Source organism: Parasegetibacter sp. NRK P23 (assembly GCF_023721715.1).
In the GTDB taxonomy this organism is placed as follows: Bacteria; Bacteroidota; Bacteroidia; order Chitinophagales; family Chitinophagaceae; genus Parasegetibacter.
Map to the genome: position 1 here is coordinate 3,945,896 of NZ_JAMDLG010000001.1, position 16,087 is coordinate 3,961,982.

The 16,087-nt window shown below is 49.3% G+C and carries 12 protein-coding genes; 7 read left to right on the forward strand and 5 right to left on the reverse strand.

Annotated features, from left to right (window positions below):
- The first annotated feature begins 30 nt into the window (after window positions 1-30).
- The 3 genes from mqnC to M4J38_RS16095 all read left to right on the forward strand — a co-directional run bounded on the left by mqnC (window position 31) and on the right by M4J38_RS16095 (window position 4,511).
- Entirely contained in the window at window positions 31-1,179 is a 1,149-nt protein-coding gene (mqnC, locus tag M4J38_RS16085; protein WP_251760798.1) for a cyclic dehypoxanthinyl futalosine synthase, read from the forward strand.
- A gap of 192 nt (window positions 1,180-1,371) precedes the next feature.
- Window positions 1,372-3,648 carry a sensor histidine kinase gene (locus tag M4J38_RS16090; protein ID WP_251760799.1) on the forward strand — a complete coding sequence of 759 codons (2,277 nt, stop codon included), beginning with the start codon at window positions 1,372-1,374 and terminating at the stop codon, window positions 3,646-3,648.
- On the forward strand, window positions 3,645-4,511 hold the full coding sequence (locus M4J38_RS16095; protein WP_251760800.1) for a response regulator: 867 nt from the start codon (window positions 3,645-3,647) through the stop codon (window positions 4,509-4,511). The genes M4J38_RS16090 and M4J38_RS16095 overlap by 4 nt, the downstream gene beginning before the upstream one ends.
- A 21-nt stretch (window positions 4,512-4,532) precedes the next feature.
- Here M4J38_RS16095 and M4J38_RS16100 read toward each other — a convergent pair whose 3' ends face one another.
- Both M4J38_RS16100 and M4J38_RS16105 read right to left on the reverse strand, forming a co-directional pair.
- Window positions 4,533-5,273 (reverse strand): hypothetical protein, encoded by a 741-nt coding sequence (locus M4J38_RS16100; RefSeq protein WP_251760801.1) that lies wholly within the window; start codon window positions 5,271-5,273, stop codon window positions 4,533-4,535.
- A gap of 334 nt (window positions 5,274-5,607) precedes the next feature.
- A complete protein-coding gene (locus M4J38_RS16105; protein ID WP_251760802.1) occupies window positions 5,608-6,423 on the reverse strand; it encodes a hypothetical protein in 816 nt (271 codons plus the stop codon).
- Window positions 6,424-6,775: 352 nt separating this feature from the next.
- Here M4J38_RS16105 and M4J38_RS16110 point away from each other — a divergent pair, with 352 nt between their 5' ends.
- Window positions 6,776-8,764: a thiamine pyrophosphate-dependent enzyme gene (locus M4J38_RS16110; RefSeq protein ID WP_251760803.1), complete on the forward strand. Its 1,989-nt coding sequence runs from the start codon at window positions 6,776-6,778 to the stop codon at window positions 8,762-8,764.
- Window positions 8,765-8,766: 2 nt separating this feature from the next.
- Here the strand turns inward: M4J38_RS16110 and M4J38_RS16115 are convergent, their stop codons facing one another.
- Entirely contained in the window at window positions 8,767-9,237 is a 471-nt protein-coding gene (locus M4J38_RS16115) for an Lrp/AsnC family transcriptional regulator (RefSeq protein WP_251760804.1), read from the reverse strand.
- Between the two features lie 242 nt (window positions 9,238-9,479).
- Here M4J38_RS16115 and M4J38_RS16120 point away from each other — a divergent pair, with 242 nt between their 5' ends.
- Window positions 9,480-9,950 (forward strand): GNAT family N-acetyltransferase, encoded by a 471-nt coding sequence (locus M4J38_RS16120; protein ID WP_251760805.1) that lies wholly within the window; start codon window positions 9,480-9,482, stop codon window positions 9,948-9,950.
- A gap of 52 nt (window positions 9,951-10,002) precedes the next feature.
- On the opposite strand, the gene M4J38_RS16125 is transcribed toward M4J38_RS16120, so the two are convergent.
- Together M4J38_RS16125 and M4J38_RS16130 are read right to left on the reverse strand one after the other, a co-directional pair.
- A complete protein-coding gene (locus tag M4J38_RS16125; protein WP_251760806.1) occupies window positions 10,003-10,542 on the reverse strand; it encodes a hypothetical protein in 540 nt (179 codons plus the stop codon).
- A gap of 127 nt (window positions 10,543-10,669) precedes the next feature.
- Window positions 10,670-11,245, reverse strand: a complete 576-nt coding sequence (locus M4J38_RS16130) for a phosphoribosylglycinamide formyltransferase (protein WP_251760807.1) — start codon at window positions 11,243-11,245, stop codon at window positions 10,670-10,672.
- Window positions 11,246-11,533: 288 nt separating this feature from the next.
- Between M4J38_RS16130 and M4J38_RS16135 the strand changes: the two genes are divergently transcribed.
- Both M4J38_RS16135 and M4J38_RS16140 read left to right on the forward strand, forming a co-directional pair.
- Window positions 11,534-12,775, forward strand: a complete 1,242-nt coding sequence (locus M4J38_RS16135; RefSeq protein WP_251760808.1) for a c-type cytochrome — start codon at window positions 11,534-11,536, stop codon at window positions 12,773-12,775.
- Between the two features lie 95 nt (window positions 12,776-12,870).
- Window positions 12,871-16,041 (forward strand): TAT-variant-translocated molybdopterin oxidoreductase, encoded by a 3,171-nt coding sequence (locus M4J38_RS16140; RefSeq protein ID WP_251760809.1) that lies wholly within the window; start codon window positions 12,871-12,873, stop codon window positions 16,039-16,041.
- The last annotated feature ends 46 nt before the right edge of the window (window positions 16,042-16,087 follow it).

Sequence of the window (16,087 nt, forward strand, 5' to 3'; positions counted from 1 at the left end):
TGCGTCGGCTCATGCAACTGTGTTATTTTTGTGCGGAAACAGAAATTGAAACTGATGAACCTGGCCGATCTATACCAAAAAGCACTGAACTTTGAATTTCTTTCCGTGGATGAAGGTGTGTTCCTGTTTGAGCAGGCGCCTTTAACTGAACTGATGCTGGTGGCGGATGAACTGCGAAAGAAGCAGGTACCGCATGGGAAAGTGACCTGGATCATTGACCGGAACCTGAACACCACGAATGTGTGCGTGGCCAATTGTAAATTCTGTAATTTCTACCGGATACCCGGTCATGCCGAGGCCTACATCACCGATATTGAAACCTACAAACAAAAGATTGATGAGACCATCCGCTATGGCGGCGAACAGCTTTTGTTGCAGGGGGGGCACCATCCGGAACTTGGACTGGCGTTCTACACCGATCTTTTCCGGCAGCTCAAGCAACTTTATCCTAACGTAAAGCTGCATGCGCTTGGTCCGCCCGAAGTGGCCCATATCTGTAAACTGGAAAAAATGAGCCACCGCGAGGTACTCCTCGCCCTAAAAGAATCGGGGCTGGATAGCCTGCCGGGTCCTGGCGCTGAAATACTCACCGACCGCGTTCGCCGCCTGATCTCCAAAGGAAAATGCGGTTCCCAGGAATGGCTCGATATCATGCACGAGGCCCATAAACTGGACATCACCACTTCCGCCACCATGATGTTCGGTCATGTGGAAACGGTACGCGAAAGGTTCGAGCACCTGGAGAAAATCCGGGAAGTGCAATCAAGGAAGCCGGAACACGCGAAGGGTTTTATCGCCTTCATTCCCTGGACCTTCCAGGACGTGGACACCTTGCTGGCCCGCATCCGTGGCGTGCACAACCTTTCCACGCCGGAGGAATACATCCGCATGATCGCCATGAGCCGCATCATGCTGCCCAATGTGAAGAACATCCAGGCCTCCTGGCTCACCGTTGGAAAACAGACCGCACAAATCTGCCTGCAGGCGGGCGCTAACGATTTCGGCAGCATCATGATCGAAGAAAATGTGGTGTCCGCCGCCGGAGCGCCGCACAGGTTCACCAGCCGCAGTATCCAGGAAGCCATCCGGGAAGCGGGATTTGAGCCACAGTTGCGGAACCAGCAATATGAGTTCAGGGCCATCCCGGAAACAATGGAAGAGCAGGTGATCAATTATTAATGAATAATTTGTTTGTTGAAAGCACCCATGTCGAAGGCAAAGAATGGGGTGCATAACTATTTTGCCTATGCGAATTAAATTCTCTGGATGAATATTTTTCATGCTGCATATAATTCGTATTTTCCCGCTGGTCAGTCCATTTCCTATTAATAACCGGTGCTCCGTTCCCAAACCTTAAACCCGGATTGACCTATGCGATTACTTATCCTTTGCACCCTCTTGTGCCTGCCTTTCTGCGCATTGACGCAGGATGAAAAATTACTGCTCGATCGGTATGAATCAGCCGTTACGGATTCTCAGAAAGTAGTATCCGCTTACGACCTGCTGTTGTTTTATTTTTCACGGCAACCTGAGAAGGCCAAACCATACGCGTTTAAAGCGGAGGAATACGGATTAAAATCAGGGAACGCTTTCCTCGAAGCGAAAGGGCATGAGTCCATGTTGATTTATTACCGCAGGCTTCAGGATTATCCCAATATGGCCAAACGCTATCCGCTATGGCGGGAAGCCGCGTTGCGGTCGGGAAACAAAATCGTTATTTACGATGCTTTCCTCTCTTCCGCGAACTTTTCCATTGACATGGAAATGTACCAGGCTGTGCTGCCATACCTCAATAAAGCCGCGGAGATGGCGGAAGAAACAGGGCATCCGCTGTTGAAAGCGCGCGTGTTGTATACAAGGGCAGGATACGTTTCTGCTCTGGGGGAACACGGAAAGGCGGTTGGGCTTTATGATGAAGCCATTGCCGCATTAGCGTATGCAAAGGATTTTGAAAGGCTGGCCGATGCGAAATCTTTTAAAGCAGAATCCCTGCTAAGGTTATGGAAAATAAAAGAGGTTCCCGGGCTGCTTGAAGAAGCGCTCAATTATTACGCCATTGTGGGTAAGCGTAGTAAGATGGCCTATTGTAAAGGATTGCTTGGGCAGGCCCATGCTTTTTCCGGAAATATGAAGCAGGCGGTAAGCAATTACAAGGAGGCGGTGCAACTTTATGAAGCGATTCCTATGAAACTTCAGGCCGCTCAGTGTTATGTAGACCTGGCTGCATTCGCGCTTGCGCAACAAAACGCCGTGGAAGGAGATCAATATCTTTCAACCCTTGAAAAACTATTGCCAAGCTTAGGGCAACCTGCACTAAATACTTTTGCGGCGATGCTGCGTGGTGTTTATTATACCGTTCTGAAGAAATTCGACCGGGCGGACTCCCTCTTCCAGGCCGTTTCAAGGGATGCCACAAAGTGGAAGCTGGCGCCTATTAAAGCGGAAAATGACCTTTACTATGCTACGCTTATGCTGAAACAGGGCAAAAAGAGAACAGGAGATTCTTTATTCCTTTCCTATGCGGAAGGGGTTGCCGCAACACAGGACCGTGGCGAGATTGAGGGTTCTCTTACTTTATTGAAGCAAAAAAATCCACAGTTTCCAGAACGGTACTGGACCTTGCTTAGAAAGCTGTACAGTAAAGGTGGGGTGGAACAAATTAAAAAGGAACTGCTTGTAAATGGCCGTGATACGCTCCCGCCATTGATTGATTCCCTTGCGGCCCAAAACCGGTTTTCCCTGAATACCGTGGAACGGGATTCCTTAAACAGCATTGTATTCAACCGCCAGCTTCAGGAGCTGGAAACAAAGTACAGCATAAGGCAGGTGAACGACAGCCTGAGACAGGTTAAACTTGAAGTACAGAACGAACAATTGAAAAACAGCAGGAGAACCTGGCAGCTCATCTTTGCCATTTCAGGCCTCCTTTTGCTCGGCGCGTTACTGTGGAACAGAATAGCGAATGCCAGGAAGTTGAAGCTGAAAAACAATGAACTGGACCAGCAGAACAATGAACTGACCTTGCGCAACGAAACAATCAGCGCGCTTCGTATGGAGTTAAAGCACCGGATTGAAAATACCATTCAGGCCATCACTTCCTACGTCGAAATAAAAATGCTCACAAGAAACGATCATGTTTCCATCAGGCCCGTTTACTCCATGGTGAAGGCAATGGGAACGCTGCATAAAACATTATACGGGGAAATGACACTGGACCAACTGAACGTAAAACCTTTTCTGGAAGAGTTGTACCGGCAGGTGGAAAGCATATTCGCCCCTGAAATTCCGGTTACCCTGCATGTGAACGCGGATATGGCGCTGGATAAAGAACGTGCCCGGGCGCTTGCCGTCATCGTTTCCGAATTATGGACCAATAGTTTTAAATACGCGTTCGCCGGCAGGAACTCGGGAAAAATAGAAGTGAGCATTGTGCAGGCAGATGCGCACAATTACAAACTTACGGTAACGGATGACGGTGTCGGGTTTGAACAGAGGGAGTCGGATGAGGGCCTCGGACTTATGTTGATAATGGGGCAGGTTAAATCAGGGCTTGGCGGCACCTGTACCATAAACGGAAAGAATGGAACCGTATTTGAAGCGGTATTTCCAGTACAGTTCAATAAATCAGATAATGTGAAGAAAACATGAGCCATAAAAAGAAAGTCCTGATTGTTGAAGATGATTATTTTATTTACCTCGGTCTTCGTTTACAACTTGAAAACGCAGGGTTTCATGTGCTGGGTACCAAACACGAAGCCGTGGATACCTTTGAAAAAGCGGTGGCGCTCATTGAAAAGGACCCGCCACATTTCGCCATATTAGATATCGTTATTAATGGGGACAAAGACGGACTTGATGTGGCCGAGTACATTTTTCAGGGCTACAATACGTTTATGTACGTGCTTACCAGCACAAAACAGGAAGAAGACCGCGACCGCGCCGCAAGACTCTCGGTATTGGGCTGGAAGCCGAAAACAGAAAATGATCTTGGTCCGGAAGTTCATCGTATTCCCAAACCCTTGGATGCCGACGATCTTTGTGAAAGGTTATTGTTCGACCAAAAAAAAATGCCTGAACCTTTTCCATTGGTAAAAACCGGAGCGCTCTTTCTATCCCGCTATCGAAGGCTTATCAGAAAAGAAGAGTCGCTGGATACCATGTTGCAGCTTGATTTTCACCTGATGCTTCCATGGAACAAAATTTATGCGCTCCGCAGTTCCAATACTAAGGAATTGTCGCGCAGCAACAAGCCCAAAGTGATGATACATATGGAAGACGGCAACGCGTATGAAATTACCAGGTCACTCGGTGATTTGTTAAGCCTTGCTCCTGCCTACCAGGTAAGGTTTAACAAATCAACGGTGTTCAATATGTACTATTTCCTGTTCCGCGACGCGGAGAAAGAACTGCTGTTCCACCGCGATGAAACCATGAAAGGGTCGGAGGAAGTAAGCGAGAACTATCAGGAGGAAGCCCGGAAAAGGCTCAGGCTTGTTTTCCACGGCTTCTGAATGATACTTCTGGAGGTGCTTTCAAAGCATACGCGTCACTTTCCGGTTCTTTTTGCGCATGGCGGTACCAATCGCATGAAGCAGGTTCCGGGTGTTTACGGGTACAAGCATCAGCACGCCGGTCTGGTGATTGTATGCCGGGTTCATCCTTAAAAACTCCTGAATCAGTTTATTGGCGCTCTTCTCAAAACGTGATACCTGCTCAGGACTTTGCACCACACGGAAAGGCGTATTTACCAATAAAGAATCCCGCACGTTTTCTTTCAATCCCATACGTTCAAGGATTTTGTTCTTCAACTCAAGCAGGAATGGCGGGGTGGTACCTTTTTCCCGAGGGTACGCGCGCGCGGAATATTCGTGTGTCATTCTGTATACGATGGGATTCAGGACAAAGTTCATCAATACGATTTCCGCGCCGGGATGGCTGAGTTTGAACCTCAGAAAACCCATGAAAAATGTGGAGAGCGGAAGGTTCCTGCCCCGGTAACGGTCTTGCAGGCCGAGGGCCACACGTGCCACATAAACATTTTTCTTGTTCACCAGGAAAGGGTAAAAACCCGCGAAACAAAAGCCGACGGCCTTATCGCCATCATATACCAGTAAAAGGAAAATATCACAGGGGCACATTTTAAAGAGATAAGATTGAAATTCTGCTCTGGTGAGGGCGGGATTGAGGATTTCTTTAAAAAGCTGGAAAAGATTTTCCTGAATTTCCGGATCGGCGTTCAATTGGAAAAGACAATACTTTCTGTACGTAAGCATAACATGCCCGTTTAAAATGAAGGAGTATGTATGCCGCTTCCGGAAGCAGGCCGTGAACCGGAGGTACTTCCTCCACGATCACGGCAGTAAAGTTCAGGAGTAGAACCTGTGAAGCCGGTTGTGGGGGATGAAACCGGGAAAAAGGCAAAAAAAGGACCAGACTAGCCGGCCCCTGGGGGATGAAATTTTTTCAGACCTCTAAGGATCAGGTAGCAGGTACTATGGCTATTTAAGTGGGCAGGTAAAAGATTGTTGAAACTATGTGAGGCTTGCGCCTAAAAGTATAATGTGTTTTTGGGCGGATTTGTCACCGTTGGCCGGACAAAGCTAAATACTACAATAATCCGTCGCGACGCATGTATATGGCGGCTTCCAGGGCATTGCTGAAATTTTGTTGAAAGAACTTTCTCGATTTTTGCAGGAACCTTCTGCAGTATGTGTCAACGGTATTTACGGTAACCCCAAATTCTTTGGCGATCGCGGCCTGCGTGATGCCCGGTTCGTAGGCCAGCTTTCGTGCCGTATGGAACTCGTTGGTAGAGAAGATTTTCAAAGCCATAAAATGTTCCATCATCTGCTGCATCATTTGTCCGCCGCGCGTCACTTCGAGGTCGCCTTTTTCTGTAAAAAAGGTAGGGCTTAATGGCTCTCCGTTGTAATCGCCTACGATGGTGAACTCATCCAGGTAGCTGAGCAGACGGTTGTTCTTATCATATTGAAAAACCGAAGCGGTCTTTTTTACCAGCAGGTAATGCCCACGGTAATGCTTCAGCGCTATCAGACTGGAATACCGTTGTACCATGAAGTTCAAAACAAATTTTCCGGTACAAAGTGTATTGTACAATTGAATGGATAACGCGAGCAGGGATTGTTGCTTACCTGGATGAACGAGGTTCCAGTAGTTTTTCAGGGAGAACTGGCTGTCGGGATACCCGAGCCAGCGCAATACACCGTGGCATTCCTTGATCTCAAAGTCCTGAAGGTCTACTGTGAAGAAGAAGCGTTCGCTCCCGAGCGTTTCTTTTAATAGATTAACTTCTTTTTCCTGTTCGGCCCGGGAAACAACGCCTTGCAAAGGTTCCCCCGGGAATAAGGATCGTACGTGCTGCTGCAGATGGTCGAAAGCCAACAATTGAAAATGACCGGACATGGTTTAAGGTTATGAGTCGAACACGAATATAATGATATCTTATAAAAGATGAATACGTGCTGAAGGGGCTTGTGCCGTTATATTTGATACACCTATTCAATTCTTATATTAAAACACCTGTTCAGTTCACACGGTACTTTTATCGTTCCCCTCCATACTTTATCGCCGTTCCGGGCAACATAGTCGTAACCCAGGCCTGGAACCAGTCCGAAAACAGCTTCTGTGCTTTCGTCAACTGTGCATGGATCCGGGAGGACAAATCTACTTTCCCGCTTGTCTGAGTATTGTCCCCCCTCCGTGTACAAACGCGGTTTCTGTTCTTCTTTCTATCTTCACGCCAAATCTTGCCGTTATGTATTTCGACCCACGCGATCTCTCTCCGGAAACGCAACTGCGTTTTTACCGTGCGTTGCTGCTGCCACGACTGGTGGAGGAAAAAATGCTGTTGCTGCTGCGCCAGGGAAAAGTATCCAAATGGTTCAGTGGGATCGGGCAGGAAGCGATTGCTGTGGGCTGTACCCTTGCCATGATGGAAGATGAATGGTTACTACCGTTGCACCGTAACCTTGGCGTATTCACGACCAGGGCCTTACCACTCGAAAAACTTTTCCGCCAATGGCAGGGGGATGCAGGCGGTTACAGCAAGGGAAGAGAAAGAAGCTTCCATTTTGGTACGCGGGAGCACCATATCTGCGGAATGATCTCCCATCTTGGCCCCCAGCTTTCGGTAGCCGATGGTATTGCGTTGGCGCACCAGTTGAAAGCGGAAGAAAAAGCAGTGCTGGTATTTACCGGAGAAGGCGGCACCAGTGAAGGCGATTTCCACGAAGCGCTGAACCTGGCCGCGGTGTGGGACCTGCCGGTGATTTTTGTGATCGAAAACAACGGCTACGGCCTGAGCACGCCTGCGCATGAACAGTTCCGTTGCCGTGAGCTGGTGGCAAAAGCCCGGGGTTATGGCATGGAAGGGGTGCGGATCGATGGCAACAACCTGTTAACGGTTTACGATACCATAAAAGGTGTCCGCGAATATTGTTTGCGGGAAAAAAAGCCTTACCTGGTGGAATGCGTCACCTTCCGGATGCGCGGGCACGAAGAAGCCAGCGGCACCAAGTATGTGCCGTCTTATTTACTGGAAGAATGGGGGAGAAAGGACCCGTTGGAGCAATACGAAAAACACCTGCTGGAAACGGGGTTATTAACGGAAGAAAGCATCCGTATCGCCCGTGATGAAATGCATGAACACATTGAAACCGAATGGAAGAAAGCAGAAGAACCCACTCCTTTACAAGTGGGGGCACAACCTCAACTGCAAGATGTTTACGCGCTGCCCATCACACCTTTCGAAGAACCCGCCCCTCCTGATTTTGTTTCCGCGCCATCCAAAAGATTCATGGACGGTATCAAAGAGGCGCTGGATATAGCGATGGAAAAGCATCCACAGTTAATACTGATGGGACAGGACATCGCGGAGTACGGTGGCGTGTTTAAAATAACGGAAGGACTGCTGGAAAAATACGGGTCCGAAAGGGTGAAAAACACCCCGCTCTGTGAAAGCGCCGTTCTGGGCGCGGCCTTAGGACTAAGCCTGGAGGGAAGAAAAACTATGGTGGAAATGCAGTTCGCTGATTTTGTAAGCAGCGGCTTCACGCAGATTGTGAACAACCTCGCCAAAATACATTACCGATGGGGCCAGCCGGCAGATGTTGTGATCCGGATGCCTACGGGGGCGGGCGTTGGGGCGGGGCCTTTCCATTCACAAAGTACAGAAAGCTGGTTCACCCATGTGCCCGGGTTAAAAGTAGTATATCCTTCTTCGCCTGCCGATGCAAAAGGCTTACTGCTGGCGGCGTTTTCCGATCCTAACCCGGTACTTTTCTTTGAGCACAAAGCTTTGTACCGCAGCCTGAATGGCCCCGTGCCGGAAGGTTATTATGAAACGAGGATTGGCGAAGCCAGGGTACTACAAACCGGGGAAGAAGCAACGATCATCACCTATGGTATGGGGGTGGAATGGGCGCGTGCTTATGCCGGTGCGCATCCCGAAACGAGCATCTACATCCTTGACCTGAGAACACTGCAGCCTTTGGACCATGAAGCCATCGCACGTGCCGTGCGGGCTACGGGAAGGGTATTGGTCCTGCACGAAGCCACGCTCACTGGCGGGCTAGGCGGAGAAATTGCCTCCTGGATCGGAGAACACTGCTTTCAATGGCTGGATGCGCCTGTGATGCGCTGCGCTTCACTGGATACGCCGGTACCTTTTAACAAAGAACTGGAAGCGCAGTTCCTGGCGAAAGCCCGTTTGGAGGACACGATGGGGCGGTTATTGGGGTATTAGTGTTATTCCAGCCAATACGCCGTATCCCGCTTAATTTCTTCCATTACAAAAGAACTCTGCACATTCGCAATGTTCTCAATCGTTGACAACTTCTCGATCACAAAATCGTGGTAACTCCGCATATCCGTGGTCACTACTTTCAGCAGGTAGTCGTAGTTGCCTGAAAGGCAGGTCACTTCCATGACCTCTTTCAGGGAGGAAGCCGCTTTTTCGAAATTGCGCAGGGTCGCTTTAGACTGCTCCTTCAAGGTGATATTACAGTAAACCACCAGGTCTTTCCCGATCTTTTCCCTGTCGAGCAGGGCAACATACCTTAATATGAACCCTTCCCGCTGCAGGCGGTTGATCCTTTCATAAGTGGGAGAGGTGCTGAGTCCCACTTTAGTGGCGATCTCTTTCACACTAAGGGAGGAATCTTCCTGGAGCAGGGCCAGTATGCGCACGTCAACCGCATCGAGGTTCTCCAAAGCCATAATTTGCTGTTTTGGATGTTTTATTTCCTGTTATCAGGACGAAATTATGGTATTATTGTTAAAAGCAGGAATTATTTCTTTAACGTTTTGATAATATGGGATAATCAACTGTTTGAACGTATCTTTGCAGCGCAAACGGGTTAAAAACCGCACAAATTACAGATACAAGTTTAAGTTTTCTCATAACAGTTGGTTTTGGTTGACAGGGACCTTTTCTAGGGTCCTTTTTTTATTTTTGCCACATGCGCATTATCCGCCAGGTTAGAGAAGAGGGACCAGAACTGGCCTCTATAAGAATGTTGTTCCGTGAATATGAGCAGGAACTCGGTGAGAACCTCTGTTTTCAAAGTTTTGAAGCAGAACTGAAAGATCCCCTTAAAAAATACGGTCCGCCGAAAGGCATATTATTACTCGCGCTGTGGAATTTTGAACCCGCGGGTTGTATTGCCGTTTACCCCATGGAGGAAGGAGTTTGCGAGATGAAGCGGTTGTATGTGCGGCCAAAGCACCGTTCCACCGGCACCGGTCGTACCCTTGTGGCGATGCTGCTGGAGATGGCAAAGGAACTCGGGTACCATACAATGCGGCTGGATACACTCGAAAAACTGCAACCCGCCATAAAGATGTACAGACAGTTTGGATTCAGGGAAACCGGCGCTTATTACGATAACCCGCTTCCCGGGGTTGTTTATATGGAAGCCGTACTCCGATAACGCATACCTGGCAAAATGCCTTCTTCTATCGTGGAAGTATCCGTGTTTTAACCTAATCCCCACTCTTCTCGCCCGTGAACCAGTCTTCCTTATCCCGGAAGAGCACGTTGAAAGTGGTGAAACTCCCGTAAATGCGGGTAATGTATTGCTGCATGTTCACTTTCTCTTCATCGCCAAGCCCTTTATGGCTGTTGATCTGCTGTTCCAGCACGCGAAGCCGGTCGCGCGCCATCACAATCTTGTGAAAGAAAACTTCGATGGGAACTTCTTTAGCTTTCAGCGATGCGTCTGCGGGTTGCAGCAGCATCGTACCACCTTTCCAACGGTCGCCGAGGGGCACTGTTTCTGAAATGCCGCCCCACATGCGGAGGATTTTCAGCAGGGATTTTTCTACCTCCGAAGTGGTTTCCACTTCTAATGTTACGTTTTCAGGGAGAATCTCCTCCAGATCTGTGTCCGTTTTATCAATTTCCTTTACACCATGGTGAATAAAAGAGATCAGGTAAGTCGCGAATTTAACGCCGACAATCACACCGGGACCATAATGCGTGTGCTGTAACCGTGTGCCGATACCGAGTTTAGTTTGATCCATGGGAATGATGTTGAATGTTGAATGATGGATGTTGAATGGGGCGAAGCCTGAACAACTTCGGATATATAATGATGTATATAAAAGAAGGCGCTTGCCTTTAGTAATACCTGCTGAATTTTGTTTGCAGTCAGGGCGTTTCGTTCAGCAGTAACTTTTCCACCACTACAGGAAAATGCAGGTGTTCCAGTTTCTGGACTTTCTTCGCTACCATTTCAGGGGTATCTCCGGGGTCAACGGCGCACTTCGCCTGGAAGATATTATCTCCGTGGTCGTAATGTTCATCCACGTAATGGATGGTGATGCCGCTTTCTTTTTCCCTGGCGTTCACCACGGCCTCATGTACAAAACTGCCATACATCCCCTTTCCACCATATTTGGGCAGCAGTGCCGGGTGAATATTTACGATGGCCTGGGGAAATGCATTGATCAGGGCGATGGGCACTTTCCAGAGAAAGCCGGCCAGTACGATAAACGAAATGCCTTTCTGTTGAAGATCGGGAACATAAGCGTCTCCCCTGAAAAAACGTTCCTTCTCTATATTCAGTGTATCGATGCCTTCTTTCACGGCGATGTTCAATACACCCGCGCCAGGTTTGTTGGTAACGATCAGCGCGATTTTAACGGAGGCATGGTTCCTGAAATGGTCGATGATCTTCTGCGCGTTTGATCCTGCGCCCGATGCGAAGATGGCCAGTTTTTTCATGTGCCAAAGCTAAAATCAAACTTCAATAGCGCAAAATGAATGTAATGTTATGCCAAAAAAGCAGTATCTATGTGCCGTTTAGGGATTGTTAAAGTGCAATGGTACTATTCAACAATGGAGTTGGAATAATCACGACTAAGGAAAAAATACCATGTATGAAATCGGCTGAAACCCGCGTCAATACTGGCAAAAAAAAAATTTAACAGGTTGCGAATTTGTCAACATCGTGTCATATTTTTGCAGCCGACTTTGGATATTTTTCCACATCCCAAACCAATTATTGTGGATATGATGCATAATAGACCGTCTGCCAAAAAAGTAATTTTTAGTCTTCTGCTCGCTACAGTTTTCTCCTTTGGTACTGCGGTACAAGCTCAGGATGGCAAAGCTTTGTTCACTGCCAACTGTGCTTCCTGTCACAATCCTGTTAAGGATGCGACCGGACCCGCGCTGAAAGGTGCTGAAGCACGCTGGGGAGATAAGGCCAAACTTCACGCATGGGTGAGGAACAGCCAGGCAGTAATAGCCAGTGGCGATAAGTATGCGAACGACCTCTTCGCTAAATGGGGTAGGGTAGCTATGACCAGCTTTCCTTCCCTGAGCGATGAAGAGATTGACGCGATCTTCAAATATGTTGAGGCTTACGCCCCACCAGTAGTGGCCAAGCCCGAAGGCGGCGAAGCTAAAGAGTCCGGCGACAACAGCCTGCTCTTCGGTATCTTAACATTAGTACTGGCAGTAGTTGCACTGATTCTCCTCCAGGTAAACAGCAACCTCCGCAAACTGGCAGACGATAAAGATGGTATCCCCGCTTCCGAACCAGTTCCCTTCTACCGTAATAAAGCGTACATCGCATTGGTGGTAATCGTATTGTTCATCGTAGGTGGTATCTTCACCGTGAATGGCGCGATCAACCTGGGACGCAGCAAAGATTATCAGCCAGAACAGCCTATCTACTATTCCCATAAGGTGCACGCCGGCATCAACCAGATCAACTGTTTGTACTGCCACGGTGGTGCGCAGGAATCTAAGCACGCGGGTATTCCTTCCCTCAACGTGTGTATGAACTGTCACATGGCCATCAACGAATACAACGGCGAACAACTGTTTACCGAAGACGGAAAAGAGGTGAACGGTACGGCTGAAATTCAGAAACTCTATAAGTATGCTGGTTTCGATCCCGCAGTGTCTAAGCAATGGGATCCTTCCAAAGCGAAACCGATTGAATGGGTGAAGATTCACAACCTGCCCGACCACGTTTACTTTAACCACGCGCAACACGTTACGGCCGGTAAGGTACAGTGCCAGACCTGCCACGGTGAAATCCAGAACATGGGCGAAGTGAAGCAATTCACCGACCTGAGCATGGGCTGGTGTATCAACTGCCACCGCGAAACAAAGGTGCAGTTCGTGGAAAACAAGTTCTACAGCATTTACGAGAAGTTCCACGATGAGATCAAGCAGAAGAAAAGAGATGGTGTAACCGTGGAGGAAATCGGTGGAACAGAGTGCCAGAAATGTCACTACTAAGCGAAACAACAGACCAAAGTAATTCATAGTATAATCGTAGAAACAGAGGGATGACCGCGCAAGCAGCGCTCTTTGTACAAGTCAACTAAATGAATATGGAGCAAAAAAAGTACTGGCAAAGTTTTGGAGAGCTGAACAACAGTGAAGCCCACAAAAAACAGGCTCAAAATGAATTCCAGGAAGATCTGCTGCCCTTGGAGGATCTGGATGGTAAGGGCCTGCTTGACGCGAAGGCTCCCCGCCGTGACTTTTTGAAATACCTCGGATTCAGCACCGCCGCTGCCGCTGCCGCCGCGAGCTGTGAAATCCCCGTAAAAAAAGCGATTCCCTACGTTAATAAGCCCGATAACCTGGTGGCAGGTATCGCGAACTACTACGCTACCACCTATGTACAGGATGGTGATGTGGTGCCCGTGATCGCCCGTGTGAGAGACGGCCGCCCCATCAAAATTGAGGGCAACAGCCTTTCTACCATCACTTCCGGCGCTACTTCCGCCCGCGTACAGGCTTCAGTACTGGACCTGTATGATACCGCCCGCCTGCGTTTCCCGCTGGCCGACGGAAAGGAAGTTTCCACGCTCGAAGCGTTCGATAAAATGGTGGGCGACGCGTTCGCTTCCCTTGGTGGCGCACCCATCGTATTGCTCACCAGCACCATTACTTCGCCCTCTTCTAAAGAAGTGATCGCAGGTTTCCTCGCGAAATACCCCGGAAGCCGCCATGTAACATTCGACGCGGTATCTTATGCCGGTATGCTGCTGGCCAACGAAGCTTCCTACGGTAAAAGAGCCATTCCTTCTTACCATTTCGATAAAGCAAAAGTAGTGGTGAGCCTTGGCGCCGATTTCCTCGGTTCATGGCTCAGCCCCGTAGAATTCGCCAAACAATATTCCACAGGAAGGAAACTGGATGAGACGAAACTCGAAATGAGCAAGCACTTCCAGTTTGAAAGTTTCCTGAGCATGACCGGCGCAAACGCCGACGAGCGCTTTACACACCGTGCTTCTGAAGTTGGTGCCGTGGCCGCCGCTTTGCTGAGTGCGGTAAGAGGTCAGGGTGCAACCGGAATCGCTGATGCTGAACTGAAGAAAGGGATCGAGAAAGCCGCTGCCGCACTGAACGCCGCCAAAGGCACAGCCCTGGTGGTGAGCGGAAGCAATGATGTGAATGTTCAAACCGTTGTAAACGCCATCAACGAAGCGCTTGGCGCAAACGGAACCACCATCAACTGGGCCGCTCCGGTGAACTATCGCCAGGGCATAGACGCAGATATGGTGAAACTGGTGGCCGATATGAATGCAGGCGCTATTGGCGGCCTCATTGTTTACGGCGCCAACCCCGCCTACGAATATTTCGATGCACCGAAGTTCGTTGCCGGAATCAAAAAAGTAAGAGCTACGGTTTCACTCAGTCCCAAAATGGATGAGACCACCCAACTCTGTAAATATGTTATCTCCGATCACCACTACCTCGAAAGCTGGGGTGACGCGGAACCCAAAGCAGGTTACTACTCGCTGATGCAACCGACCATCGCTCCCCTGTTCAAAACAAGGCAGTGGCAGGATTCTCTCCTGAAATGGAGCGGCAGCACCAACGATTACCTTACTACACTGAAAGGGTACTGGATGGGTAAACTCGGTTCACAGGAAGCATGGGACAAAGCCCTGCAGGATGGTGTGATCGAACCCGCGGTTGCCACTGTTTCAGGTGCAGCATTCGCAGGCAACGAAGCCGGTGCGGTTGCCGCTATCGCTTCCTATAAAAAAGGAACCGGCGCTGAACTGGTGCTTTACCAGAAAACAGGTATCGGTGAAGGTAAGCAGGCCAGCAACCCCTGGTTGCAGGAAATGCCTGACCCCATCTCCAAAGCTACATGGGACAACTATGTACTGATGAGCTGGAGCATGGCAAAAAGCATCGTTGGCATCGACCTTACCCACAGCGGTCAGAGTGATGACTATGAAGTGAACCGCCCCAAGCCGGTGGTAAAAGTGACCGTTTCCGGCAAAGATCCGATTGAACTGCCTGTGGTGATTATCCCGGGTATGGACAGCAATACCATCGCCATCGCCGTAGGTTACGGACGTGATTCCAAAGTTGGTAAATCCGTGATTGGTGTGGGAAGGAACGCTTATCCCCTCGCAGCTTTCAACGGTACCACCGTTCAGTATGAACTGGCTGGCGTGACCGTGGAAAAAACAAATGCAACTTACCCTGTGGCCATTACACAGGTACACAATACTTACGAAGACCGTAAAGAAGTGGTGAAAGAAGCCTCCCTGGCAACTTTCGTTCACAACAGAGAAGTCTTCTCCGCCGACCGCAAGCATCTGGTTGAGACTTATGCGCCCAAAACAGGCAGCTACCGCGACGAGGCTTCCATGTACGACAAGGAACTGAACGAGCGTCCCGGTATTCACTGGGGAATGAGCATCGACCTCAACTCCTGTAACGGTTGTAACGCCTGCGTGGTGGCTTGTAACGCTGAAAACAACATACCCGTTGTTGGTAAAGCGGAAGTACTGCGCGGTCACGAAATGCACTGGCTCCGTATCGACCGCTACTTTGTGAGCGACGCGGCACATCCCGACAAAATCAAGGATGTGGTGTTCCAGCCGATGATGTGCCAGCACTGTGACAGTGCGCCCTGCGAGAACGTTTGTCCCGTAGCCGCCACCAACCACAGTTCTGAAGGGTTGAACCAAATGACTTACAACCGTTGTATCGGTACAAGATATTGCGCGAACAACTGTCCGTATAAAGTACGTCGCTTCAACTGGGCCGATTATACCGGAGCGGATAGCTTCAAAGGCAACCAGGACGAAGCTTCAGATGTGATCCTGGAAATGAACGACGACCTCACCCGTATGGTGCTGAACCCGGATGTTACCGTGAGAAGCCGTGGTGTGATCGAAAAATGTTCTTTCTGCGTACAACGCCTGCAGGAAGCGAAACTGGAAGCCAAAAAAGCCGGTCGCCCCGTACAGGACGGCGAAGCGAAAGTGGCTTGTGCTACCGCCTGCGCCAGCGATTGTATCGTATTCGGTGATGTGAACGACAAGAACAGCCGCGTACGCAAGATGAGGGATGAACATCCGAACAGGTTGTTCCATGTCCTGGAATCAGTGCACACCCTGCCGAACGTGAGCTACCTGGCCAAAGTGCGCAATACAGATGAAGTGGAAATGGCAGATGCGCACCACGCTGCTCCCGCTGAACACGGAGCGGAACATGGCACAAAGAAAGAAGCGGAGGCGCACCACTAAGAAAACGGATCCTTAAAGACAGATCATAACTCAGTACAGAAGCGAA